Source organism: Streptomyces similanensis (assembly GCF_039543625.1).
GTDB lineage: Bacteria > Actinomycetota > Actinomycetes > Streptomycetales > Streptomycetaceae > Streptomyces > Streptomyces similanensis.
The window spans coordinates 1-23272 of sequence record NZ_BAABKC010000014.1 but is presented as its reverse complement, the minus strand read 5'-3'; the positions used below and the strand labels follow the sequence as shown (position 1 = coordinate 23272).

Sequence of the window (23272 nt, the reverse complement as noted above, 5' to 3'; positions counted from 1 at the left end):
GAGGCACCACGATGCCCGTGCCCACGGAAGAACTGAAGCTGGAGATCGTCAACGCCGCCACGGGGAAGACCCTCGGCGGCAGGGCCGCGCCGGGCGCGGACGGGGCGCTCGTCGTCCGCGACTTCCCCGACGACGGCCCGTGCCCCGAGCGGTGGCGGCTCACCCCTGTGCAGGGCGCGCAGGACGATCAGGGATACGTGATCCTCAACGCGGTCAGCGGCAAGGCGCTCGACGATCCCGCCGCCGCGGACGGCGGTGTCCGCCAGTGGGACGCCGCCGACGGCAAGAAGGGCCAGCAATGGCACGTCGTTCCCGTCGAGGGCGAGGCGGGCCTCTACTTCATCGAGGGCGTGGCCCACGGCGCCGTCCTCGACCTCGCCGACCCCGGTGAGGACGACACCCGGGTCGTCCTGCGCGAGTACGACGACGGCGCGGAGAGCCAGCGGTGGCGGTTCGTCCCGGCCGGGCCCGAGCGCGTCAGCGACCCGGTCCTGCGCTGGGGGGCGCTGGATCACTGGAACGGCCGCCGGTCCTGGCGACTGGTCCGCTCGGCCTCGCTGCGGCCCGTTCCCGACGCGGCGCCCTCCTTCAGCGACGTGCTGCTGGTCCTGGAGCGGTTCGGCAGCGACCAGGCCGCCGGCGGGTGGAGGAGCGAGGGGGGCAACCGCTCTCCCGACGGGCGGCCGGGCTGGTGGGCCGGGCCCGGCGCGCGGTTCCTCGCCGACACCACGGGAGCGGGACGAGAGGACATCGTGGGCCTCAAGCCCGCGAAGGGGGCCGTGACGTCGTCCTCCAGGGGGGACGGGACGTTCGACGACGAACGTGTCCTGCACGAGGCCGCGCCCTCCTCGCATCCCACGGACCTGTGGACCCTCGCGGACACGACCGGCGAAGGCAGGACCGACGTCGTCGTGCTCGCCGACGACGGTGTTCGGGTCTCCTCCTCGGGCGAGGACGGGACGTTCGCGCCCCCGGGTGGCGAACTGGCGCTCAAGGCGTTCGGGCGCGGCGGGAAAGCGGGTGGCTGGCTCGTGGACAAGCATCCCCGTTTCCTGGTCGACACCACCGGGGACGGCCGGCTCGACGTCGTCGGCTGCCACGACGACGGCGTCTGGGTGTCGCTCCAGGACGAGGAAGGAAAGTTCGCCCCGCTCGCCGAGGAACCCGCCCTCAAGGCGTTCGGGCACGGCGAGAAGGCGGGTGGCTGGCTCGTGGACAAGCATCCCCGTTTCCTCGTGGACACCACCGGGGACGGCCGGCTCGACATCGTCGGCTGCCACGACGACGGCGTCTGGGTGTCGCTCCAGGACGAGGAAGGCACGTTCGCCGAACCTCTCTACGTCCTGGACGACTTCGGAGTCGACCAGGGGTGGAGCTCGGTCGAGGAGCACCCCCGGTTCCTGGTCGCGGCCACCGGCGGCGGGGCGCTGGACATCGTCGGGTTCGGCCCCCAGGGCGTCGTCGTGGCGCACGGGCGCGGCGACGGCACGTTCGAGCCCTCGAAGCTCGTCCTGAACGACTTCGGGACCTCCCAGGGATGGTCGAGCGGGAAGCACCTCCGGTTCCTCGCCGACGTCACCGGTGACGGCGCCCCGGACATCGTCGGCTTCGGCGACGAGGGGGTCTGGGTGTCGCACAGCCGTGGCGACGGCCGGTTCGAGCAGGCTCAACTGGTGTGCCGGGGCTTCGGATACGGCGACGCCGCGGGCGCCTGGAGGGTCGACCGCCACCCTCGGTTCCTCGCCGACGTCACCGGCGACGGACGCGTCGACATCGTCGGCTTCGGCGGTCCGGGGGTGTACGTGGCCCGGAACCTGTACCGCCGGTTCAGGACCCGGTGACCCCGGACGGACCTCCACCGCCGCACCACGGCCCGCCCGTCGGTCGCCGCGCCGAGCGGCACCGGCATGATCCTCGATTCGGCGGACCGGCCGGTCGGGACGGCGGCTTCGAAGGCTTCCGTCGCCCGGCGGACGACATGAGCTGCGTCGAGACACGTGAGCGATGCGTGAGCGGACGCCGACACGGCCCGGCTCCGTCCGGATCGCGCGGCGACGGACAGTCCGTCCGGCCCGGCTGTTCCGGACGGAACCACATCGGCCGACATCACCCGCCCGGCCCTGGCCAGGACGTGAAAACCGGTGGTCCGCGATGCGAGACCGGTCGGGTTCTTCTTGACTGTGTTCGGCGGTGGCTGCCACGATCGGCGACATGATGATGCGACTGGACCTCACGCGGCGACGCCATGTCGACCTCGCGCGCGTCTCCAGCGCCTCCTGTTGCCTCGCGGTCTGATCCGCCGCCCCTTCTCCCGCCCGGCGGCCACGGCCCTCGCCCGAAGGGCCGTCCTCCCGCCGCGCGTTCACCGTACCGCGCCTCTTCGCCGCACCGCCTGAATCCCGCGCCGTCCCGCGCGCTCGTCGCCCGGGGCCGGCCGCCGGGTCCGGCGGGTGCGGGAAAGCCGCGTCGTCCCGGGCGCCCTCGATTCCCCGTCGTTCTCCGCGAGCAGGAGTCCGCCGCCGTGCCCGCCCGCCCCGGCCTCACCGACGACGCCGGCCGGCGCGCCGCGCCCGGCCTGCCGGAACCGCCCCGCACCTCTCAGAAAGAGGATCACCATGGCCACGGTCCTGTCCGTCTCCGGCAGCCCCTCCGTCTCCTCGCGCACCCATCGCCTGCTGCGCCACCTCGACCAGCGGCTGACCGCACAGGGCCACGAGGTCATACCGCTCGACGTACGCACCGTCCCGGCCGAGGCGCTGCTCGGCGCCGACTTCCGGCACCCGGCGATCGTCGAGGCCACCGAACTGTTCGCCCGCGCCGACGGCGTCGTCGTCGGCACGCCCGTCTACAAGGCGTCCTACTCCGGGGTCCTCAAGGCCTTGCTCGACCTGCTCCCGCAGTACGCCCTCGCCGGGAAGACGGTGCTGCCGCTGGCCACCGGCGGCTCCGTCGCGCACGTCCTCGCCATCGACTACGCCCTGCGGCCCGTCCTGAACTCCATGGGCGCGGCGCACATCGTGCAGGGCTGGTTCACCCTGGACACGGACATCACCGTGCACGAGGACGGCGCGCTGACCGTCGCGCCCGCGGCCCACGAGGCGCTCGCCCAGGTGGTCGACCAGTTCTCGGCCGCCCTCGGCCGCACACCGCTGCTGGCCGCGGCGAGCTGAGCGACATGGCCGTACGGGTGCTCGCCGACGACGAGGAGGCTCGGCCGTCGCCGCCGGGCCGGCAGCCGGGTTCCGTCCGGACGCCGACTGCCGCGACCGCCGACGGCGGCTGCCGCGCGCCGAGTTCCCGAACCCGCACCCCCCGCTCCTCAGAAGTCGCGCGATCGGAGACCCCCGTGTCCCTCACCTTCCACTGGTTCCTGCCCACCAACGGCGACAGCCGTCACGTGGTCGGCGGCGGCCACGGCACCCCGGCCACCGCCTCGGGCCGCGACCGGCCGCCGACCGTCGCCTATCTGAGCCAGATCGCCCAGGCCGCCGAGGACCTCGGCTTCGTCGGCGCGCTCACCCCCACCGGCGCCTGGTGCGAGGACGCCTGGCTGACCACGGCGATGGTCAGCCGGCACACCGAGCGGCTGAAGTTCCTGGTCGCCTTCCGGCCCGGCTTCGTCTCCCCGACCCTGGCGGCCCAGATGGCCGCCACCTTCCAGCGGCACAGCGGCGGCCGGCTGCTGCTGAACGTGGTCACCGGCGGCGAGAGCCACGAGCAGCGGGCCTACGGCGACTTCCTCGACAAGGACGACCGCTACCGCCGCACCGGCGAATTCCTGGAGATCGTACGGAAGTTGTGGGACGGCAAGAGCGTCGACCTGGACGGTGAGCACCTGCGGGTCGAGGACGCGAGGCTCGCCCGGGTGCCCGACCCGGTGCCCGAGATCTACTTCGGCGGGTCCTCGCCGATCGCGGGCGAGATCGCCGCCCGCCACGTCGACGTGTACCTCACCTGGGGCGAACCGCCCGCGCAGGTCGCCGAGAAGATCGCCCGGCTCCGCGGGCTCGCCGCTGAGCGGGGCCGCACCCTGCGCTTCGGCATCCGGCTGCACGTCATCACCCGGGACACCGCCGCACAGGCGTGGGCGGAGGCCGACCGGCTGCTGGCGGGCTTCGACCCCGAGACGGTGCGGTCCGTGCAGGCCGGACTCGCCCGCAGCGAGTCCGAGGGGCAGCGGCGGATGCTGGCGCTGCACGGCGGCGGTCGCGACGGCCTGGAGATCCACCCCAACCTGTGGGCCGGCATCGGACTCGTGCGCGGCGGCGCCGGCACCGCCCTGGTCGGTGGCCACGACGAGGTCGCCGAGCGGATCAAGGAGTACCACGCCCTCGGCATCGACGAGTTCGTGCTCTCCGGATACCCGCACCTGGAGGAGGCGTACTGGTTCGGCGAGGGCGTGCTGCCGCGCCTGGCCGCCCAGGGCCTGTGGCGCCACCCGGCGGACCGGGAGGCGGCGCGGGCGGCGCCCGTGCCGTTCGCCGGCTGAGGACCGGTCCGCGGACGGTCGGGCGCGCGGACGCGCCCCGGCCCGCGACCGCCGGCGCGCCCGCGGCGGGCGGTGTGCGACACTCCGCCGATGACCTCGCAAACGATCACCGCGGACGCCGCGGGCACCTGGAAACTCGGCGACCACTCCGTCCACCGCATAGGGCTCGGCGCCATGCGCCTGACCGGCTCCGCCGCCTTCCACCTCGGCGTCCCGAGCGACCGCACGCGCTCGATCGCCGTGCTGCGCAAGGCGGTCGAACTCGGGGTGAACCACATCGACACGGCGGCCTTCTACTTCTCCGCGCTGCGCTCCGCCAACGAACTGATCAACAGCGCGCTGGCCCCGTACCCCGACGACCTGCTCATCGCCACCAAGGTCGGCCCGCACCGCGAGTACGACGGCGAGTGGGGCACCGCCGCCCGGCCCGAGCAGCTGCGCGGCCATGTCGAGGAGAACCTGCGCCAGCTCGGCCGCGACCACCTGGACCTGGTCTATCTGCGCCGGATGCGCCAGGACTCCGTCGCCGAGCACTTCGGCGCGCTCGCCGAACTGCGCGAGGCGGGGCTGATCCGGCACCTCGGCCTCTCCGACGTGCACCCCCGGCACCTGGCCGAGGCGCAGGCCATCGCGCCGGTGGTGAGCGTGCAGAACCGTCTCGGGCTCGGACTGCGCACCCCCGCCGCCGACGAACTCCTGCGCCGGTGCGGGGAGCAGGGGATCGCCTTCGTGCCGTTCTACGCGATCGCCGGGGAGCGCGGGGAGCTGGGCGCGGCCGAGAGCGGCGACGAGGTGATCGCGGCCGTGGCACGGGCGCACGGGGTGACGCCCGTGCAGATCAGGACCGCCTGGACCCTGCACCGGGGGCCGCACGTGCTGGCCATCCCGGGCACCGGCAACCCCGACCACCTGGTCGCGAACGTCGCCACCGGCGCCATCCGTCTCACCGACGCGGAGCTGGCCCGGCTGGACGCGCTGCACGCCGCGGCCGCCTGAGCCTTGCCCGCTGCCGGCTGTCCGCTGCCCGCTGTCCGCCGGGGCCCGGTCAGCCGAGCCGTTCGTGCAGGAAGGCGACGGTGTCGCGCCAGGCGCGGTCGGCGGAGCCGGGCTCGTAGGCGGGCCTGCGGTCGTTGAAGAAGGCGTGGCCGGCCGGGTAGCGGCGCAGGTCCGGGGCCGTCCCGGTCTGCTCCCGGATCGTCTCGCGCAGCTCCTCCACCTTCTCCGGGGGCACGCTCGCGTCCTGTTCGCCGTAGTGGCCCAGGACGCGGGCGCGCAGACCGGAGAAGTCCGGCAGCTCGCCCTGGATCACGCCGTAGAACGGCACGGCGGCGCTCACCCGCGGGTCGACGGCCGCCAGGTACAGCACGAAGCCGCCGCCCATGCAGAAGCCGACCGCGCCGACCGTGTCCGAGGTGACCTCGGGTCGGGACAGCAGGTGGTCCACCGCGCCGGCGAGGAGGTCGACGCCGCGGGCGACCGGGAGGGCCTTCATCATCCGCCCCGCCTCCTCGCTGTCGTGCGCCACGCTGCCGCCGTACAGGTCGGGGGCCAGGGCGACGAAACCCTCGGCGGCGAGCCGGTCGGCGACGTCGGCGATGTGGCCGGTCAGGCCCCACCACTCCTGGATGACGAGGACGCCCGGGCCGCGGCCGGAGGGCGGCAGCGCCACATAGCCGTGAGCGGTGGCCCCGGCGCTCGGGAAGGTGACGTTCTGGCGGGCCGGCGTCTCGGTGGTCGTGGGCCGCTCGGGCATCGTGCTCAGCTCCTGTGCGTTCTCGCGGCGGCGCGTGCGCCATGGGTGACGGACGGAATTCCCTCCCGGGAGTATCCCTACCGCGCCACGCCCGCCGCGCCACGCCCCCGCGCGCGAGGCGGCGAAGAGGCTCCGCGTCACCGTGCGGCCGCACGCCCGCGGGAACGAACTGGCGTCCGACAAGTTTTACGTATAACCTCACCCGTCAATCGCCCCTCCCGAAAGGCCCCGATGAGACGCGTCGCCCTGGTCACCCTCGTCGTCGACGACTACGACGAGGCCATCCGCTTCTACACCGAGGCCCTCGGATTCCGGCTCGTCGAGGACACCGGCCGCCCGGACGGCTCCCGCTGGGTCGTCGTCGCCCCCGGCCCCGCCGAGGACGGCCGGGACACCGGCACCGCACTGCTGCTCGCCCGCGCCAAGGGGGAGCGGCAGCGGACCCGGATCGGCGACCAGACCGGCGGACGGGTCGGGTTCTTCCTGCACACCGACGACTTCGCCCGCGACCACGCCCGGATGCGCGCGGCGGGCGTGACCTTCCTGGAGGAGCCGCGGCACGAGCCGTACGGCACCGTCGCCGTCTTCCAGGACCTCTACGGCAACCGCTGGGACCTGCTCCAGCCGGCCGCCGGCTGACCCGCCCCGCACCGCCCGCCACCACCCGACCCACCCACCTGCCCGAGGAAACACCCATGACCGCGCCCCGCGTCGAGACCGAAACCCTCCGCCGCCTCCCCAAGGCGGTCCTGCACGACCACCTCGACGGCGGCCTGCGCCCCGCCACCGTCGTGGAGCTCGCGGCCGCGGTCGGCCACCGGCTGCCCACCACCGACCCCGACGAGCTGGCCGCCTGGTACTACGAGGCCGCCAACTCCGGCGACCTGGTCCGCTACATCGCCACCTTCGAGCACACCCTCGCCGTCATGCAGACCCGCGAGGGCCTGCTGCGCACCGCCGAGGAGTACGTCCTCGACCTCGCCGCCGACGGCGTCGTCTACGCCGAGGTGCGCTACGCCCCCGAGCTGAACACCGACGGCGGGCTGTCGCTCGCCGAGGTCGTCGAGACCGTGCAGGAGGGTCTCGCCGCCGGCATGGCCAAGGCGGCGGCCGCCGGGACGCCCGTCCGGGTCGGCACCCTGCTGTGCGGCATGCGGATGTTCGACCGGGTCCGCGAGGCCGCCGACCTGGCCGTCGCCTACCGCGACGCGGGCGTGGTCGGCTTCGACATCGCCGGCGCCGAGGACGGTTTCCCGCCCGCCGACCACCTGGCCGCCTTCGAGCACCTGCGCCGCGAGAGCGTGCCGTTCACCATCCACGCCGGCGAGGCGCACGGCCTGCCCAGCATCCACCAGGCCCTCCAGGTGTGCGGTGCCCAGCGCCTCGGGCACGGGGTGCGCATCACCGACGACATCGTGGACGGCAAGCTCGGCCGGCTGGCCGGCTGGGTGCGCGACCGCCGGATCGCCCTGGAGATGTGCCCGACCTCCAACCTCCAGACCGGCGCCGCCACGTCGATCGCCGACCACCCGATCACCGCGCTCAAGGACCTCGGCTTCCGGGTCACCCTCAACACCGACAACCGCCTGGTCTCCGGCACCACGATGACCCGCGAGATGTCCCTGCTGGTCGAGCAGGCCGGCTGGGGCGTCGAGGACCTGCGCACCGTCACGGTGAACGCCGTCAAGAGCGCGTTCCTCCCGTTCGACGAGCGCAGGGCCCTCATCGACGACGTGATCCTGCCGGGTTACGCCGCCGCGCTCTGAAGCAGCCCCCTGAGGAAGGCGGCCTGTCCGACGTGCTGGAGATCGTCGGACAGGACGCTGACCAGGCGCGCGCCCAGGGTCACCGGCGGGTCCCAGTTCTCGTCCACGACGCGTTCGAGATCCTTGGCGGCCAGGCCGCGCAGCGCCCGCAGGCTCTGCTCGTGCACGGCGTCGTAGTACCCGGTCAGCAGGTCGCCGGAGTCGACCCGCACCTTGGCGACCTCGGCCGGGGTCTGCCCGTACCCGGTCTCCTCGCGGCCCAGGCCGAGCCCGAAGCGCTGCTCCCAGTCCTGCGCCAGCCACACCTGTTCGAGGTCGAACGCGTCCGCGAAGTGGTCGTCCTGGACCCGGGTGAGGTGCCACAGGAGCCAGGCCACGGAGTTGGCGTCCTCGGCGGGGCGCGCGTTCAGCAGGGTCGCGGACAGACCGTCGACCACGGCGTGGACTTCTTCCTGGATACGGCCGTAGCCGTCGATGAGGATGTCCTTTGCATGCATGCGTCCACCATCGCGCATCGCGGCCGCCCGCGCGTCCCGGATCCCGATCCCGATCCCGTCCCCGACCCCGATCCCGGCCGCCGTCGGGCCCGCCCACCGGACGGCGGGGTCAGGTAACGCCCACTGGGCGGCGGGTCAGGGAACGCTCACCGGACGACGGGTCAAGGCAGCGGGAACTCGCGGGCGAACGAGCCCTCGGCCTCCAGCAGCTCGATCAGCGCCCGGGCCGCGGGGCTGGTGGCCTGCTCGGCGGGCAGCAGCGCCACCGTCTCGTACGCCGTCTCGCCGACGCCCTTGAACGGCAGCGCGGTCAGCGCGGGCCGCTTGTGCCGGAAGTGCCGGGGGACCACGGCGATGCCCAGGTTCTCGTCCACCAGGTCGAGCAGGCTGTGCACGTCGTTGACCTCCAGGGCCACCGTGCGCCGGACGCCCGCCGCGGCGAAGGCCGCGTCCGTGGTGCGGCGCGGGCCCCAGTCCGGGTGGAAGTCCACGAAGACCTCGCCGCTCACGTCCTCGGGCCCCAGCGCCGCGCCCGCCGCCGCGAACCGGTGCCCCGGATGGCACAGCACGGTCGGCGGCTCGCCCGCCAGGGCCACCGAGCGCAACTGGTCGGTGTCCGGGCGGGTCCGGTAGGCGAACGCCAGATCGAGCCGTCCGGCCGCGACCCCCTCCGCCAGCGCCCCGGACCCGGCCTGCCGCAGCCGCACCTCCACGTCCGGGTGCCGCCGCCGGAAGGCAGCCAGCAGCCCGGCCACGTGCACCCCGGCGATGCACTGCTCGGTGCCCAGCGAGAGCGTGCCGCGCAGCACGCCCTGCACCGCGGCCACCGCCTCGTGCGCCGCCCGCACCTGCGCCAGGATCCGCTCCGCCTCGCCGAGCAGCGCCCGCCCGGCCTCCGTCAGCGTCACCCGGCGGGTGGTGCGCACGAACAGCGTGGTCTGCAACTCGCGCTCCAGGGCCCGGATCGACGCCGACAGACCCGACTGCGACACCATCAGGCGCTCCGCCGCCCGGGTGAAGTGCTGGTCCTCGGCGACGGCGACGAAGTGGTGCAGATGGCGCAGTTCCATGATTGAGAACTGTATCCGCTCAGTTCCATCGGATTCTTCTGTTGGACCACTGCCCGCAGGTCGCGCGAGAGTGGGACACCGGAACCGGCCCCGCCGGAACCGGTCATCTCTGTGCCGAACCCCTCATGGAGTCGCGTTGTACACCGCCCACCCCGACCGTTACGCCGACATGCCCTACCGGCGCACCGGACGCAGCGGCCTCAAGCTCCCCGCGCTGTCGCTCGGCCTGTGGCACAACTTCGGCCCGGACCGCCCGGTCGAGACCCAGCGCGCCATCCTGCGCCGCGCCTTCGACCTCGGCGTCACCCACTTCGACCTGGCCAACAACTACGGTCCGCCGCCCGGCGCCGCCGAGAGCGCGCTCGGCGAGGCGCTGCGCGCCGACTTCGCGCTGTACCGCGACGAGCTGGTGATCTCCACCAAGGCCGGCTACCTGATGTGGCCCGGCCCGTACGGCGAATGGGGCTCGCGCAAGTACGTGCTGTCCTCGCTGGACCAGAGCCTGAAGCGGATGGGCCTGGAGTACGTCGACGTCTTCTACTCGCACCGCCCCGACCCGGACACTCCGCTGGAGGAGACGATGGGCGCGCTGCACACCGCGGTGCGGCAGGGCAAGGCGCTTTACGTCGGCGTGTCCAACTACTCCGCCGCGCAGACCCGCGAGGCCGCCCGGATCCTCGCCGACCTGGGCACCCCGCTGCTCATCCACCAGCCGCGCTACTCGATGCTCGACCGGCGGCCCGAGCGGGAGGGCCTGCTCGACACGCTGGACGAGCTGGAGATCGGCTCCATCGCCTACTCCCCGCTGGAGCAGGGCCTGCTCACCGGCCGCTACCTCGACGGCATCCCCGAGGACTCCCGCGCGGCGAGCGACAGCCCCTTCCTCAACTCCGACGCGGTGACCGGGGAGCTGGTCGGACGGCTGCGGGCACTGGCCGAGGTCGCCGAGTCCCGCGGCCAGTCGCTGGCCCAGCTGGCGCTGGCCTGGGTGCTGCGCGGCGGCCGGGTGACCTCGGCCCTGGTCGGCGCGAGCAGCCCGCGGCAGCTGGAGGACAGCGTCGCCGCCATCGGCAACCTGGACTTCGACGCGGAGGAACTGGCCCGCATCGACGCCCTCGTACGTCCGTAGCGAGGGCCGACCGGTCCGCCGTCCGTAGCCAGGACGCACCGGTCCGCGCCGCCGGGCCCGAGTGACCCGGTTCCGCGCCGACGGCGAACGGCCGTCCACCCCCCGTGGGGTGGACGGCCGTTTCCGTGTCGCCGGCTCGGTTCACGCCCCGGCCGGCACCCGGTCCAGGAAGCCGAGCACGGACCGGATGCGGCCCTCCTCGTCCAGGGTGATCACGTCGAACCCGGCGACCGGCGCCGAACCGTCCGCCGCGCTCACCAGCTCCCAGGAGAAGCGCGCGGTGTCGTGGTGGCCGTCGACGCCGCCGCTGAGCCGGAAGGCGAAGCCGGGGAACTGGCCCTGCGCCGCGGTGATCAGCGCCGCGATCTGCTCGTGGCCGCTGACGTCGGCGAGCGGGTCGGTGTAGCCGCCGTCGGGCGTCCAGGCGGCGGCGACCGCCTTCTCCAGCGTCTCGGGCCCGCTCGCGTTCCAGGCCTCCAGGTAGCGGGCGACGGCGGTCTCGTAGCGGTCGGTCTGTGCGGACATGGGGAATCAGCCTCCATCGAGGGGGTCGGTTCTGGTCGGTGCCCGGACCTCCGTGACCGGCGATCCGATGGCTCCACCATGCCCGGGCAGCTGGGAGGGGGTCGATTACCGCCGGGGTAATGCCCGGTCGGCGGCGGGTCCGTGCGGTTCTGGCCAAGAAGCCCACGGAATATGCCAAGAGACTGGCCAAAAAGTCATGGTGACACTGTTTCAGGAGTCAACATACTCGAACGTCAGGGACGTTCAACCGCACAGGAGCCGCACCGAGAACGAGGCACGACCAGCAGGCGAACCCTGCCACGGGGGAGGAGCAGTGCACGACGAATTCCTGTGCCATGTGACCGGGTACGGCGTGTGCGACGGCCGTCGCATCGGCGTACCGCTCGGCACCTACCGGGCGCCCACCCTGGCCCTGGCCCTGTGGTGGCTGCGCGACCGGGCGTCCTGGATCGCCGAGCGGCTCGACCCCGGCCCCGACACCCCCTACGTCCCCTCGGGCGCCCTCATGCCGGTGGCGGACACCGTGCCCGACGTGCCCGGCATCCTGCGCTCCTGGTGCGCCGACCCGGTCCGCCAGGAACTCGTGGCCGACGAGCTGGCCGGCGGCCGGCTGGTGCGGATCGCCGCCGGCGACGAGACCACCGAGTACGAGCTGCTGGCGGAGTCGGTGGACGCGCTGCGCATGCAGCGGACCATCCCGGCCCTGCTGCTGCCGATGGCCTGACGGCCCCGCCGCGGTGACCGCCCAGGGTCCCGCCACCGCCCGTGCGGCGCCGGCGGGGCCCGGGAGACGGGCGTCAGGTTCTGCCCGTGCCCCGGTGCCGGCGGGGGACCAGGCGGGCCGGCAGGGCGCCCAGGAGGCCGGTGGCCAGGCCCCACAGCGCGGCCAGGCCCAGCGCCGACCACAGCCGGGGCCGCAGCAGCAGCTCACCGGACAGCCCGCCGCCCACGTCGCCGATGCCGAGCAGGGACAGCCCGTAGTGCGCGGAGATCCGGCCCGTCAGACAGATCAGCAGCACCGTCAGCACCAGCGCCGCCGCCATCCGCACGGCGTGCTCCCACAGGCGCAGCCGGGCCGGGGAGCGGGTCGCCGCCAGGAAGGCCGCGGCGAGCAGCAGCACCGCGTCGACGGTCACCAGCCACCACACCCGGTGGTCGTGCTCGGCCAGCGTGCGCAGGTTGAGCGTGGAGACGTCCGGCGTGCGCAGCACCTCGTCGAGCAGGTGCGGCGCCGGCAGTCCGAAGGGGCCGTCCACCCTGCCGTTCCAGGTGGCGCCGAGACCGATGGTCAGGGCGAGCCAGGTCAGGTTCGGCAGCCCGAGCAGGATCAGGGCGAACGTCTGGGCCGGGTGCCCGCGGGTGGCCGCCGTCACCAGCGCGACGACCAGCCCCACGGCGACGTACGCCAGCAGCAGCACCACCATGGCGTACGCCACCGGACGCGCCGACGCCTGCGGGCGGCGCAGCCGGGCCGGCAGCGGAGCCCCGCGCGCCACCAGCAGGGCGATCGCCAGGACGCCCAGCAGCCACAGCAGACCGAAGCCGGCCGTCAGCGGCACATCGGTGGTGAAGCCGACCCGCGGCCGCGCGCCGAACAGCTCGCCGATCGCCCCCAGCACCCCGTCGCCCAGGTCCACGGCGAAGGTCTGGCGGGCGGCGAACGCCAGCGCGACCAGCGCCGCCAGCCACAGCACGGCGATCCGGGCGGCCCACCGGGCCAGCTGCCCCGCCCCCGCCACCGCCCGGTGCCGGCACGGCCACAGGAACCCGGCGCCGACCAGCAGCGCCCCGGTGAGCGTGACCGACAGCGGCAGCACCGTGACCCCGGCGTGCGTCCGCGCCAGCGCTCCCGCGTCGCCCGACAGCTCCATGCTCCCGCCGACCGCCGTGACCATCGTCGCCGCGACCACCCGCCAGAAGGCGTCGTCGGGCAGGTCTGCGGCGCCGGCCGCCCACAGCCCGAGCGCCGCCACCACGCCCATGGCGGCCATCGCGCCGACCACGGTGACCAGGGCGGGCGCCCAGCCGGGGCGGACGGTGACCGGTGCGGCCGAGGCGGGCGGGCGCGGGGCGGGGGAGGCCGGTGGGACGGCGGGGCGGTTCGGTGGGCGGCTCACGCTGTCACGCTAAGCAGCGCCCCGTCCGCACGCCCGCCGGGAGGTCCGTCCGCGCCGACCGGGACGCCGGGGAGTGCCGGGCGCGGCTGTGGGTAACAGGACAGGTGCAGTAGCGTCCGGTCGGACCGGCTTCCGAGAGAGAAACGCATGATCGAGCAACCGGGCGGGGCAGTGATCCCCACTGGCTTCGACATACCCGTGGAACCGCTCCGGCGGGCGACGCACTACACCGGCGAACCCGGGTGCATCGCCGAGGCGCGTTCCTTCGCCGCGCGCTTCCTGGAGGAACTGAGGACCGAGTGGTGCGCGCCGATCGGCCGCGGCTCGGGCGAGGCGCTGCTGCTGGTGGTGAGCGAGCTGGTGACCAACGCGGACCGGCACAGCGAGGGCCCCTACATCCTGGAGCTGGAGGGCACGGACAGCTCGGTGAGCGTGTGCGTGTACGACAGCAGCGCCGCGCTGCCCCGGCGCTACCCGCGCGACCCCGAGCGGATCGGCCGGCACGGTCTGGAGATCGTGCACGCGCTGGCGGCCGAGGTCACCGCCGACCGGGTCCCGGTCGGCAAACGTGTGCGCGCCCTGGTGCGGTTCGGCCGCGACTGAGTCCGCCGCTGAGTCCGCGACCGGGTCGCGGCGCGGGGCCGGTCCTCAGGCACTGTTCAGGTCGCCCAGCATGCCCTGGCGCAGCTGGGTGATGATCCGCTTGATCAGCCGCGAGACGTGCATCTGCGAACAGCCGAGCTGCTCGCCGATCTCCGCCTGGGTGGCCTCCTCGACGAACCGCAGATGAATGATCCGCCGGTCCCGCTCGCTGAGATCGGCGACCAGCGGCGCGAGCGCGTGGAAGTCCTCGACGAGTCTGATCCCGTCCTCCTCGACGCCGATGAAGTCGGCGAGCACCGCTTCACCGCCCTCGGGGCCGTCCCCGGTCAGGGCGGCGTCCAGGGAGGAGGAGTTGTAGCCGTTGGAGGCGATCTGCGCCTCGATCACCTCGTTCTCGGAGAGGTTCATCAAGGTGGCCAGCTCGGCGACGGTCGGGTCGCGGTCGAGCCGGCTGGACAGCTCCTCGCGGGCTCTGGCCAGTTCCACGCGCAGCTCCTGGAGCCGGCGCGGCACGTGCACCGCCCAGGTGGTGTCGCGGAAGAAGCGCTTGATCTCGCCGACGATGTACGGCAGCGCGAACGAGGTGAACTCGACCTCGCGGGACAGCTCGAACCGGTCGATGGCCTTGATCAGGCCGATCATCCCGGTCTGGACGATGTCCTCCATGTCGTCGCTGCGGTTGCGGAACCGGCCGGCGGCGAACCGCACCAGCGACATGTTCATCTCGATGAGGGTGTTGCGCGCGTACTGGTGCTCGTGCGTGCCCTCGTCCAGTTCCGTCAGGCGACGGAAGAAGTGCCGGGACAGTTCGCGGGCGTCGCGCGGGGCGACCGCGCGCGGGTCCGCGACCGTCGGCAGAGGCGCACCGTCCGTCCGGTTCTCCCGGGTCTTCGCGACCATGACGTCGGACCGGGTCTTGGCGGTGTCCATTGCCTCTCCTGCGAAAGTCACGGGTCGGCCCCTGCCTCTTCGGCCTTCATTCACCTGTTCATCTGTCTGTCCAGCGGCTCCCGCTCCGGTTCCAACCGGTCCGGGACCCCCGGGTACCCGCCTCGCGGGAGAACATGCCCGTTCCGCGCCGTGCGACGACGCGTGTCCTGCGCATACCCCGAGTGACCCGTCCCATGCGGAACGTGCGGTGTCGCGGCGGTGTCCCGCGGCACCGCGTCCGCCCTGCCCCGCGCCGGTGATTCACCCAGGGCGCAATGCCGTCCCCTTCCGCGGGCGTCCAGGACTCCTAGTCTGAGGAGGTGACCAACCAAGCGCCGAACCAAGCCCGAGTCGTCCCCCCGCGCCCGTCGGCCACCCGCCCGGGAGCCGTCCGCCCGGCGCGGGAGACCCCGCCCGCCGAGCACCTGCCCACCGTCCGCCAGGGCGGCTTCCGCCCGGCGGCCGAGCGCCCGGCCGCCGTCCGCCCGGTTCCGGGCCGTCCGGCCGGCGAACCGTTCGGCGGCGGACGGCCCGTGTCCGGTGGGCCGGCCGTCGGTGGGGCCGGTGGCCGGGGTGTGCGGGAGCCGCTCTGGCGGGACCTCGTCGGCGACGTGCTGCGGCGGGAGCGGCTCGCTCAGGAGCGGACGCTCAAGGACGTGGCCGACGCGGCGCGGATCTCCATGCCGTACCTCTCGGAGGTCGAGCGCGGCCGCAAGGAGGCGTCCTCGGAGGTGCTGGCCGCCGCCGCCCAGGCCCTCGGACTCGGCCTCGGCGATCTGCTCGCGCTCGCCCACGGCGAGCTGGTGCGGATCACCAGCCGCGTCGCGGACCGCGGCCGCGGCTCCGCCGCTGCCCGCGTCGACGGGCTCTGCCTGGCGGCCTGACGCCGGCCCGCCCCCGCACCGCCTGCCGGGCAAAGCGGGGGCGGGCGCGGACGGCCGGGCTCCGTGTGCTCGCGCACCGGACCGGGAGCCGGGTGCGGGCGGCCCGGCTCCGTGCGTCCGGGCACCGGGCGTGCGCGGGGCGGCCGGTGTGCCCGGCCTGCGGGTCGGGGTCCGGGCCTCAGGCCATCGCGAGGCGTCGGCTCAGTACCTCGTCGGCGAGCCCGTACGCCACCGCCTCGTGCGCGGTGAACACCTTGTCGCGGTCCATGTCGGCGCGCAGCGTCGCCGCGTCGTGCCCGGTGTGCCGGGACAGCACCTCCTCGACCTGCGCCCGGACCCGCACCATCTCCTTGGCCTGGAGCGCGAGGTCGGAGATCGTCCCCTGCCGGCCGCCGCTGGCCGGCTGCCCGAGCAGCACCCGCGCGTGGTCCAGCACGAACCGCCGCCCCGCGTCGCCGCCCGCCAGCAGCACCGCCGCCGTGGAGGCCGCCTGCCCCACGCAGAACGTGGAGATCGGCGACTGCACGAACGTCATCGTGTCGTAGATCGCCATGAGCGAGGTGAACGAGCCGCCGGGCGAGTTGAGGTAGATCGAGATCTCCTGCTCGGGATGGGCCGACTCCAGGTGCAGGAGCTGCGCGATGACGACGTTGGCGACGCCGTCGTCGATCTCCGTGCCGAGGAAGATGATCCGCTCGTTCAGCAGCCGGCTGAACACGTCGTAGGACCGCTCGCCCTGCGCGGTGCGCTCGATCACGTACGGAACCGGGTAGGACCCCATGTCACAGCCCCATCCGCCGGCGCGACGTGGCCGGGCGGACGTCGGCCAGCGACTCCACCACCCGGTCCACTATCCCGTACTCCCTGGCCTCGTCGGCGGTGAACCAGCGGTCCCGGTCGCCGTCGCGCGAGATCGTCTCCTCGCTCTGCCCGGTGTGCCGCGCCGTGAGCCGTTCCATGGTCCGCTTGACGTACTCCAGGTTCTCCGCCTGGATCTCGATGTCGGCGGCGGTGCCGCCGATCCCCGCCGACGGCTGGTGCATCATGATCCGCGCGTGCGGCAGCGCGAACCGCTTGCCGGGCGCCCCCACCGTCAGCAGGAACTGGCCCATGCTCGCCGCGAAGCCCATCGCCAGCGTGGACACGTCGTTCGGGATGAGCCGCATCGTGTCGTAGATGGCGAGCCCGGCCGTGACCGAGCCGCCGGGGCTGTTGATGTACAGGCCGATGTCGGTGCGCGGGTCCTCGGCGGACAGCAGGAGCAACTGCGCGCACACCCGGTTGGCCGACACCTCGTCGACCTGGGTGCCCAGGAACACGATGCGCTGGGCGAGCAGTTGGGCGGCGAGGTGGTCGTCGAAGCGGCTGGGCGGGGTGTCGCCCTCCTCGGCCCGCGGGGCGAGTGCGGTCGGTGCGGTCATCGGGTCTCCTCCGTCGTGGCGTGGCTGCCGTCACGACCACTGTCGACCGCGGAGCGGGCGCCGGGGGCGGTTCTCTGCCCCCGGCAGATTCGCCCCGGGCAGAACGCCCGGACCGGCGTCCGGAAGAACGCCCGGACCGGCGTCCGGAAGAACGCCCGGACCGGCGTCCGGATGAATTCCGCGACCGGGCGATGAGTTTCGGGCGGCGCGCCGGTCAACAGTGATGACGGCGTCCCGCACCCCCCACAGAACCCCACAAACGCCCGCAGGAGGCACCCATGGCCGGCGAAGGATTCACCACCTGTCTCTGGTTCGACGGACAGGCCGAGGAGGCCGCGCGCTTCTACGTCTCGGTGTTCGAGAAGTCCGCCATCGGCCGGATCACCCGCTCCACCGAGGCCGGCCCTGGCCCGGCCGGCTCCGTGGTCGTCGTCGACTTCACGGCCAACGGCCAGCGGTTCATCGCGCTGAACGGCGGCCCGCAGTTCGCGTTCAACGAGGCGGTCTCCTTCCAGATCCACTGCGCCGACCAGGCCGAGGTCGACCACTACTGGACCAGGCTCACCGAGGACGGCGGCGAACCCGGCCCGTGCGGCTGGCTCAAGGACAAGTACGGCGTGTCCTGGCAGGTCGTCCCGGACGCGCTGACCGACATGATCTCCGACCCCGACACCGCGAGAGCGGCCCGCACCACCCGGGCGATGCTTGCCATGGGCAAGCTCGACATCGCCGCCCTGAAGAGGGCCTACGCGGGCGAGTAGCGGGCGACCGCGCGGCCGGCCCACCCGATCGGGGGAGTGGGCCGGCCGCCGTGGGCCCCGTCCGGACCGTGGCCGGGGCACCCGGACGGGCGTGGCATCATCGAGCCCATGCTTGAACGAGTGGTGGCCGCGTGCGACGGGGCGTCGAAGGGAAATCCGGGACCGGCCGGCTGGGCATGGGTGGTCTCCGACGACGCCGAGACGGCGGCCCGCTGGGAGGCCGGCGCCCTGGGCACCGCCACCAACAACGTCGCCGAACTCACCGCGCTGGAACGCCTGCTGGCGGCGACCGACCCGGACGTGGCACTCGAGGTGCGGATGGACTCGCAGTACGCGATGAAGGCCGTCACCACCTGGCTGCCCGGCTGGAAGCGCAACGGCTGGAAGACGGCCGCGGGCAAGCCGGTCGCCAACCGGGAGCTGGTCGTGCGGATCGACGAACTGCTCGGCGGCCGCACCGTGGACTTCCGTTACGTCCCCGCCCACCAGGTCGACGGCGACCCGCTCAACGACTTCGCCGACCGCGCCGCCAGCCAGGCCGCCGTCGCGCAGACGGCCGCCGGCAGTGCCCTCGGCTCGCCCGAGCCGCCGGCCTCGCCCACCGCCCCGGCCGCCGCGCCGCGCCGCCGCTCCGGTGGCGGCAGCGGCAGCGCCGCCAAGGGGGCGCGGACCCGCACCGCCGGTTCCGGGTCCGCGCGCACCATCAAGGCGAAGTTCCCCGGCCGCTGCGTGTGCGGCCGCCCCTACGCCGCCGGTGAGTCCATCGCCAAGAACGACCAGGGCTGGGGCCACCCCGAGTGCCGTACGGCGGCGGCCGCCGGCTAGCGGAACGCTCCGGCGCACTCCGTCCGGGCGCCTGGCGCCGGCCAACGGGCGTTGGTGAACAGCCATTCACCCGATAAGGTGAATGGCTGTTCACCTCATCTCAATACCGCGCCGTCCGCTGGAGTGCCGATGGAACAGCCCGCACCGATATCCGACCCGGCCGGCGCGCCCGACGGCGGCACCCGCCTACGGGACCGGCTCACCATCCCGGTGCTGGCGTTCGGCGGCATCCTCATGGCCGTCATGCAGACGGTCGTCGTGCCCCTGCTGCCCGACCTTCCCCGGCTGACCGGCGCGTCACCGGGCGCCGTCTCCTGGACGGTCACCGCGACCCTGCTCGCCGGCGCGGTCCTCACTCCCGTGCTCGGCCGGGCCGGCGACATGTACGGCAAGCGGCGGGTGCTGACCGCCGCCCTCGCGCTGATGACCGTCGGCTCGGTGATGTGCGCGCTCTCCTCCGACATCGCCGTGCTCATCACCGCCCGCGCCCTCCAGGGCGCCGCGGCCTCCGTCGTGCCGCTCTCGATCAGCATCCTGCGCGACGAACTCCCGCCGGAGCGCCGGGGATCGGCGGTCGCGCTGATGAGCTCCACCGTCGGCATCGGCGCCGCGCTCGGTCTGCCGCTGGCCGCTCTGGTCGTCCAGTACGCCGACTGGCACACCATGTTCTGGCTGACCAGCGCGCTCGGCGCGCTGGGCGTGGCCGGGGTGTGGTGGGCGGTGCGCGAGTCGCCGGTGCGCGAGCCCGGCCGGTTCGACGTGCTCGGCGCGCTCGGCCTGGCGGCCGGTCTGGTGTGCCTGCTGCTCGGCGTCTCCCAGGGCAGCCAGTGGGGCTGGACCGGGCAGCGGGTGCTGGGACTGTTCCTCGCCGCCGTCGTCGTGCTCGCCCTGTGGTGGTGGCAGCAGCTGCGCACGCCCCGGCCGCTGGTCGACCTGCGGCTGGTGACCCGGCCCAGGGTCGGCCTGTCGCACGTGGCCGCTCTGCTGACCGGCTTCGCGTTCTACGCCAACTCCCTCGTCACGGCGCAGCTGGTGCAGGCGCCGAAGGCCACCGGGTACGGGCTCGGCCTCTCCCTCGTCGCCACCGGCCTGTGCCTGCTGCCGGGCGGTGTCACCATGCTGCTGTTCTCGCCGCTGTCGGCACGCATCTCGGCGGCCCGCGGCCCCCGGATCACGCTGGCGCTCGGAGCCGCGGTCATCGCCTGCGGCTATGTGCTGCGGATCGCCGACAGCCGCCACCTGTGGATGATCATCCTCGGCGCGACCGTCGTGGCGACCGGCACCACCCTCGCCTACTCCGCGCTGCCCACCCTGATCCTGCGGGCCGTCCCGGCCGCCCAGACCGCCTCCGCCAACGGCGTCAACGTGCTGATGCGCACCATCGGCCAGGCCGTCTCCAGCGCCGCCGTCGCCGCGGTCCTCGTGCACCACAGCAGCCTCCTCGGCAAAACGTCCGTGCCCACCCTGCACGGCTATCTGCTCGCCTTCGCGATGGCCGCCGCCGTGGCCCTCGCCGCGTGCGCCGCGGCCCTCACCATCCCGGGCGACCAGGAGCGGGCCGGCACCCGCCGCGCCGCCGGCCGCACCCCGGAACCCCGCGAGCAGGCGCTGGAGGAGGCATGACCACCCCGCCGGCCGCCTCCACCCCGCCGGCCGCCTCCACCCCGCCGACCGCCTTCCCCCGACCGGCCGCCTCGCCGACGGCTTCCGCGCCGCCCACCGACTCACCCACCGACCCGCCCGCCGACTCAGCCGCCGACTCAGCCGCGCCGCACCCGGCCGGGCCCGGCCGCCGGGACGCCGAGGCGACCAGGACGGCCATCCTCACCGCCGCCCGGTACTTCCTCGCCCGGCAGGGCCACACCGGCATCACGCTCAGGGCGATCGCCGAACGCGCCGGTGTCAGCCCGCCGTTGATCCTCAAGTACTTCGGCTCCAAGGACGCCCTCTTCGCCCGCGTCATGTCCTTCGAGGCCGACGCGGCCGGCCTGTTCGACGCACCCCTGGACGAGCTGGGCGCCCACATGGTCCGCCACGTCCTGTCCGGTCAGCGCGACAGGGGCGCCGATCCGATCCTGCGCATCGTCTTCGCGCCCCTGCACGGCGAGCGCGGCGACGTCCTGCGCGCCAACTTCCGTACCCAGGTCACCGAACGCCTCGCCGAGCGGCTCACCGGCCCGGACGCCGCGCTGCGCGCCGAACTCGCCGTCGGCGTCCTGCTCGGGCTGAGCGCGATGTACGGCATCGCGCGCGGGCCCCGGCTGCGCGCGAGCGCGCTCGACGACCTCGTGGCGCGGTACGCGCCCGCCGTGCAGTCCCAGTTGACGCCCCTGCCCGGGTGACGCCCCTGCCCGGGTGAGCTGCCGCCCCGGTCCGGGCCGCCGAGGGGGTCGTACGGCCCCCGGGTGCCAGACTGGCCCCATGGACGAACGTGAATTCGGCAGGTCGCACCAGCACGCGTCGGTCGTCGGGCTCGGCACCTGGCAGTTGGGCGCCGACTGGGGCGACGTGGACGACAAGGAAGCCCTCGCCGTACTGGAGGCCGCCGCCGAGTCCGGCGTGACCTTCCTCGACACCGCCGACGTGTACGGCGACGGCCGCAGCGAGCAGACCATCGCCACCTTCCTCAGCTCCCGGCCGGACCTGCACGTGCTGGTCGCCACCAAGATGGGCCGCCGGCTGGAACAGATCCCGCAGAACTACGTGCTGGACAACTTCCGCGCCTGGAACGACCGCTCCCGGCGCAACCTCGGCGTCGACCGGATCGACCTGGTGCAGCTGCACTGCCCGCCGACGCCGGTGTACTCCAGCGACGAGGTGTTCGACGCCCTGGACACCCTGGTGGCAGAGGAGCGCGTCGCCGCCTACGGCGTCAGCGTGGAGACCTGCGCCGAGGCGCTGACCGCGATCGCCCGGCCGGGCGTGGCCAGTGTGCAGATCATCCTCAACCCGTTCCGGATGAAGCCGCTGCGCGAGGTGCTGCCCGCCGCGCGCGAGGCGGGCGTCGGCGTCATCGCGCGGGTCCCGCTGGCCTCCGGGCTGCTGTCGGGCAAGTACACCAAGGACACCGTCTTCGCCGCCGACGACCACCGCACCTACAACCGGCACGGCGAGGCGTTCGACCAGGGCGAGACCTTCTCCGGCGTCGACTACGAGACGGGTGTGGAGGCCGCGGCGGAGTTCGCCGCGCTGGCCCCCGAGGGGTGCACGCCGGCCCAGCTGGCGCTGCGCTGGATCATCCAGCAGCCCGGCGTCACCACCGTCATCCCCGGCGCGCGCTCCCCGGAGCAGGCCCGCGCCAACGCGGCCGCCGGGAAGATGCCCCCGCTCAGCGAGGAGACCCTGACGGCGATCCGGGACCTGTACGAGCGCCGCGTCAAGGACCAGGTCGAGCCTCGCTGGTAGCCGGCCCGCCGGCCGGCGGGCGCCCGGCCGCGCTCACGGCTCCAGGCGCAGCTGCCGCTCCTGCTCCTGGTCGCCGGCCGCCGCGCCCTCGTCGTGCGCGGTGAAGGCGCGGGCCAGGGTGTCGCTGGCCCGCGCCACGGCCTCCGGCGTGCCCTGGACGGTGACGGTGACGGGCGCGGAGAGCCGTCCGGCCCCGTGCGTGCCGCCGGACTCCGCCGTCGCGGGCCGGCCGGTCGCCCCCTCGGCCGCCGCGGAAAAGGTGGCCGTGCGGACGGTCGCCTTGTCGTCGCCGGGCAGGTCGTCGGGCGCTCCGAAGGAATCCTCCAGAGCCCTGACGATCGCCTGGGCGTCGGCGGCTTCGCCGCCGCTGAGTGTCACCGTGAGTTGCGTGCCGGGCATCGGCCAGGACCTCCTCGACTGGGCTGCCGTTGTCACCGGACCGTGTAACCGGCGGCCGATCGCTCAAACAGGCACCGACCAGGCAGGATTCGCCGTCCTCGGGGAATGCGCGAGGACGACGGAACGAATCTGCGGCAACGGGAGAGCGGAGTGACGGTGGCCGGATCGGGTGCGGACGAGGCGCGGCGGCGGGGGCGCGACGAGAGCGAGGAGGAGCGGGCCGACCGGATGTGGGGGGAGCTCATCCAGGAGGTGCGGGTGGCCCAGACGGGCGTGCAGATCCTCTTCGGCTTCCTGCTCACCGTGGTCTTCCAGCCCAAGTACGAGACGCTGAGCCACACCGACCAGACGATATACCTCGTCACGGTCGTCCTGGGCGCGACCGCGACCGGCGCCCTCATCGGCCCGGTCTCCCTGCACCGGCTCGTGTCCGGGCGGCGGGTCAAGCCGCAGGCGGTGCGCTGGGCGTCCCGGCTGACCTTCGTCGGCCTCGTCCTGCTGCTGGCCACCATGACTTCGGCGCTGCTGCTGATCATGCGGGTGGCGACCCACGACGACTTCGTGCCCTGGCTGCTCGCGCCGGTGGTCGCCTGGTATCTGCTGTGCTGGTTCGTGCTGCCGCTGTGGACGCGGCGCCGCTACACGTCCCGGTGAGGCGCCGCCGAACGTCCCGGTGAGCCGGCGCGGGGCGCGGGGCG

The 23272-nt window shown here is 73.9% G+C and carries 26 protein-coding genes; 17 read left to right on the top strand and 9 right to left on the bottom strand.

The window, feature by feature from the left end; all coding sequences use genetic code 11:
• Positions 1-11: 11 nt before the first annotated feature.
• The 5 genes from ABEB07_RS05940 to ABEB07_RS05925 all read left to right on the top strand — a co-directional run bounded on the left by ABEB07_RS05940 (position 12) and on the right by ABEB07_RS05925 (position 5485).
• The gene (locus tag ABEB07_RS05940) at positions 12-1841 is read left to right on the top strand and encodes an FG-GAP-like repeat-containing protein (RefSeq protein ID WP_345667323.1); all 1830 of its coding nucleotides are present in this window, start codon (positions 12-14) and stop codon (positions 1839-1841) included.
• Between the two features lie 370 nt (positions 1842-2211).
• A complete protein-coding gene (locus ABEB07_RS39160) occupies positions 2212-2295 on the top strand; it encodes a putative leader peptide (protein ID WP_425588963.1) in 84 nt (27 codons plus the stop codon).
• Between the two features lie 320 nt (positions 2296-2615).
• Positions 2616-3170, top strand: coding sequence for an NADPH-dependent FMN reductase (ssuE, locus tag ABEB07_RS05935; RefSeq protein WP_345667322.1), 555 nt, complete (start codon positions 2616-2618; stop codon positions 3168-3170).
• A gap of 176 nt (positions 3171-3346) precedes the next feature.
• Positions 3347-4489: an LLM class flavin-dependent oxidoreductase gene (locus ABEB07_RS05930; RefSeq protein WP_164589452.1), complete on the top strand. Its 1143-nt coding sequence runs from the start codon at positions 3347-3349 to the stop codon at positions 4487-4489.
• Between the two features lie 90 nt (positions 4490-4579).
• A complete protein-coding gene (locus ABEB07_RS05925; RefSeq protein WP_345667321.1) occupies positions 4580-5485 on the top strand; it encodes an aldo/keto reductase in 906 nt (301 codons plus the stop codon).
• A 49-nt stretch (positions 5486-5534) separates the two neighbouring features.
• On the opposite strand, the gene ABEB07_RS05920 is transcribed toward ABEB07_RS05925, so the two are convergent.
• Positions 5535-6242: a dienelactone hydrolase family protein gene (locus ABEB07_RS05920; RefSeq protein ID WP_345667320.1), complete on the bottom strand. Its 708-nt coding sequence runs from the start codon at positions 6240-6242 to the stop codon at positions 5535-5537.
• Positions 6243-6473: 231 nt separating this feature from the next.
• Here ABEB07_RS05920 and ABEB07_RS05915 point away from each other — a divergent pair, with 231 nt between their 5' ends.
• Positions 6474-6881, top strand: a complete 408-nt coding sequence (locus ABEB07_RS05915; protein WP_164588506.1) for a VOC family protein — start codon at positions 6474-6476, stop codon at positions 6879-6881.
• A gap of 56 nt (positions 6882-6937) precedes the next feature.
• Positions 6938-8008 carry an adenosine deaminase gene (locus ABEB07_RS05910; RefSeq protein WP_176147918.1) on the top strand — a complete coding sequence of 357 codons (1071 nt, stop codon included), beginning with the start codon at positions 6938-6940 and terminating at the stop codon, positions 8006-8008.
• Here the strand turns inward: ABEB07_RS05910 and ABEB07_RS05905 are convergent.
• Together ABEB07_RS05905 and ABEB07_RS05900 are read right to left on the bottom strand one after the other, a co-directional pair.
• Positions 7990-8505, bottom strand: a complete 516-nt coding sequence (locus tag ABEB07_RS05905) for a mycothiol transferase (protein ID WP_176147917.1) — start codon at positions 8503-8505, stop codon at positions 7990-7992. The genes ABEB07_RS05910 and ABEB07_RS05905 overlap by 19 nt on opposite strands.
• Before the next feature lie 161 nt (positions 8506-8666).
• The gene (locus ABEB07_RS05900; RefSeq protein WP_176147916.1) at positions 8667-9575 is read right to left on the bottom strand and encodes a LysR family transcriptional regulator; all 909 of its coding nucleotides are present in this window, start codon (positions 9573-9575) and stop codon (positions 8667-8669) included.
• Positions 9576-9711: 136 nt separating this feature from the next.
• Here ABEB07_RS05900 and mgrA point away from each other — a divergent pair, with 136 nt between their 5' ends.
• On the top strand, positions 9712-10704 hold the full coding sequence (gene mgrA / locus ABEB07_RS05895; RefSeq protein ID WP_345667319.1) for an L-glyceraldehyde 3-phosphate reductase: 993 nt from the start codon (positions 9712-9714) through the stop codon (positions 10702-10704).
• 141 nt (positions 10705-10845) lie between these two features.
• Here mgrA and ABEB07_RS05890 read toward each other — a convergent pair whose 3' ends face one another.
• Entirely contained in the window at positions 10846-11229 is a 384-nt protein-coding gene (locus ABEB07_RS05890; RefSeq protein ID WP_345667318.1) for a nuclear transport factor 2 family protein, read from the bottom strand.
• A gap of 313 nt (positions 11230-11542) precedes the next feature.
• On the opposite strand from ABEB07_RS05890, the gene ABEB07_RS05885 reads away from it, so the two are divergent.
• Positions 11543-11953, top strand: a complete 411-nt coding sequence (locus ABEB07_RS05885) for a hypothetical protein (protein ID WP_164588500.1) — start codon at positions 11543-11545, stop codon at positions 11951-11953.
• 73 nt (positions 11954-12026) lie between these two features.
• Here the strand turns inward: ABEB07_RS05885 and ABEB07_RS05880 are convergent, their stop codons facing one another.
• Positions 12027-13346 carry a streptophobe family protein gene (locus tag ABEB07_RS05880; RefSeq protein WP_425588959.1) on the bottom strand — a complete coding sequence of 440 codons (1320 nt, stop codon included), beginning with the start codon at positions 13344-13346 and terminating at the stop codon, positions 12027-12029.
• Between the two features lie 147 nt (positions 13347-13493).
• Here ABEB07_RS05880 and ABEB07_RS05875 point away from each other — a divergent pair, with 147 nt between their 5' ends.
• The gene (locus ABEB07_RS05875; protein ID WP_345667317.1) at positions 13494-13949 is read left to right on the top strand and encodes an ATP-binding protein; all 456 of its coding nucleotides are present in this window, start codon (positions 13494-13496) and stop codon (positions 13947-13949) included.
• 45 nt (positions 13950-13994) lie between these two features.
• Here ABEB07_RS05875 and ABEB07_RS05870 read toward each other — a convergent pair whose 3' ends face one another.
• Positions 13995-14879, bottom strand: coding sequence for an RNA polymerase sigma factor SigF (locus tag ABEB07_RS05870; RefSeq protein ID WP_176147914.1), 885 nt, complete (start codon positions 14877-14879; stop codon positions 13995-13997).
• A 320-nt stretch (positions 14880-15199) separates the two neighbouring features.
• Here ABEB07_RS05870 and ABEB07_RS05865 point away from each other — a divergent pair, with 320 nt between their 5' ends.
• The gene (locus tag ABEB07_RS05865) at positions 15200-15763 is read left to right on the top strand and encodes a helix-turn-helix domain-containing protein (protein WP_345667316.1); all 564 of its coding nucleotides are present in this window, start codon (positions 15200-15202) and stop codon (positions 15761-15763) included.
• A 178-nt stretch (positions 15764-15941) separates the two neighbouring features.
• Here ABEB07_RS05865 and ABEB07_RS05860 read toward each other — a convergent pair whose 3' ends face one another.
• Together ABEB07_RS05860 and ABEB07_RS05855 are read right to left on the bottom strand one after the other, a co-directional pair.
• A complete protein-coding gene (locus ABEB07_RS05860; protein WP_176147913.1) occupies positions 15942-16544 on the bottom strand; it encodes a ClpP family protease in 603 nt (200 codons plus the stop codon).
• A gap of 1 nt (position 16545) precedes the next feature.
• The gene (locus ABEB07_RS05855; protein ID WP_345667315.1) at positions 16546-17184 is read right to left on the bottom strand and encodes a ClpP family protease; all 639 of its coding nucleotides are present in this window, start codon (positions 17182-17184) and stop codon (positions 16546-16548) included.
• A gap of 278 nt (positions 17185-17462) precedes the next feature.
• On the opposite strand from ABEB07_RS05855, the gene ABEB07_RS05850 reads away from it, so the two are divergent.
• The 5 genes from ABEB07_RS05850 to ABEB07_RS05830 all read left to right on the top strand — a co-directional run bounded on the left by ABEB07_RS05850 (position 17463) and on the right by ABEB07_RS05830 (position 22175).
• The gene (locus ABEB07_RS05850; RefSeq protein WP_176147911.1) at positions 17463-17945 is read left to right on the top strand and encodes a VOC family protein; all 483 of its coding nucleotides are present in this window, start codon (positions 17463-17465) and stop codon (positions 17943-17945) included.
• A 108-nt stretch (positions 17946-18053) separates the two neighbouring features.
• The gene (locus tag ABEB07_RS05845) at positions 18054-18770 is read left to right on the top strand and encodes a ribonuclease H family protein (RefSeq protein WP_176147910.1); all 717 of its coding nucleotides are present in this window, start codon (positions 18054-18056) and stop codon (positions 18768-18770) included.
• Positions 18771-18899: 129 nt separating this feature from the next.
• Positions 18900-20393 carry an MFS transporter gene (locus ABEB07_RS05840; protein ID WP_345667314.1) on the top strand — a complete coding sequence of 498 codons (1494 nt, stop codon included), beginning with the start codon at positions 18900-18902 and terminating at the stop codon, positions 20391-20393.
• Complete coding sequence (locus ABEB07_RS05835) at positions 20390-21112, top strand: TetR/AcrR family transcriptional regulator (protein ID WP_345667313.1); 723 nt, start codon at positions 20390-20392, stop codon at positions 21110-21112. Before ABEB07_RS05840 ends, ABEB07_RS05835 begins: the two co-directional genes overlap by 4 nt.
• 79 nt (positions 21113-21191) lie before the next feature.
• Positions 21192-22175, top strand: a complete 984-nt coding sequence (locus tag ABEB07_RS05830; protein WP_345667311.1) for an aldo/keto reductase — start codon at positions 21192-21194, stop codon at positions 22173-22175.
• A gap of 33 nt (positions 22176-22208) precedes the next feature.
• On the opposite strand, the gene ABEB07_RS05825 is transcribed toward ABEB07_RS05830, so the two are convergent.
• Positions 22209-22574: a hypothetical protein gene (locus ABEB07_RS05825; RefSeq protein ID WP_345667310.1), complete on the bottom strand. Its 366-nt coding sequence runs from the start codon at positions 22572-22574 to the stop codon at positions 22209-22211.
• Between the two features lie 105 nt (positions 22575-22679).
• On the opposite strand from ABEB07_RS05825, the gene ABEB07_RS05820 reads away from it, so the two are divergent.
• Positions 22680-23228 carry a DUF6328 family protein gene (locus ABEB07_RS05820; protein ID WP_425588958.1) on the top strand — a complete coding sequence of 183 codons (549 nt, stop codon included), beginning with the start codon at positions 22680-22682 and terminating at the stop codon, positions 23226-23228.
• The last annotated feature ends 44 nt before the right edge of the window (positions 23229-23272 follow it).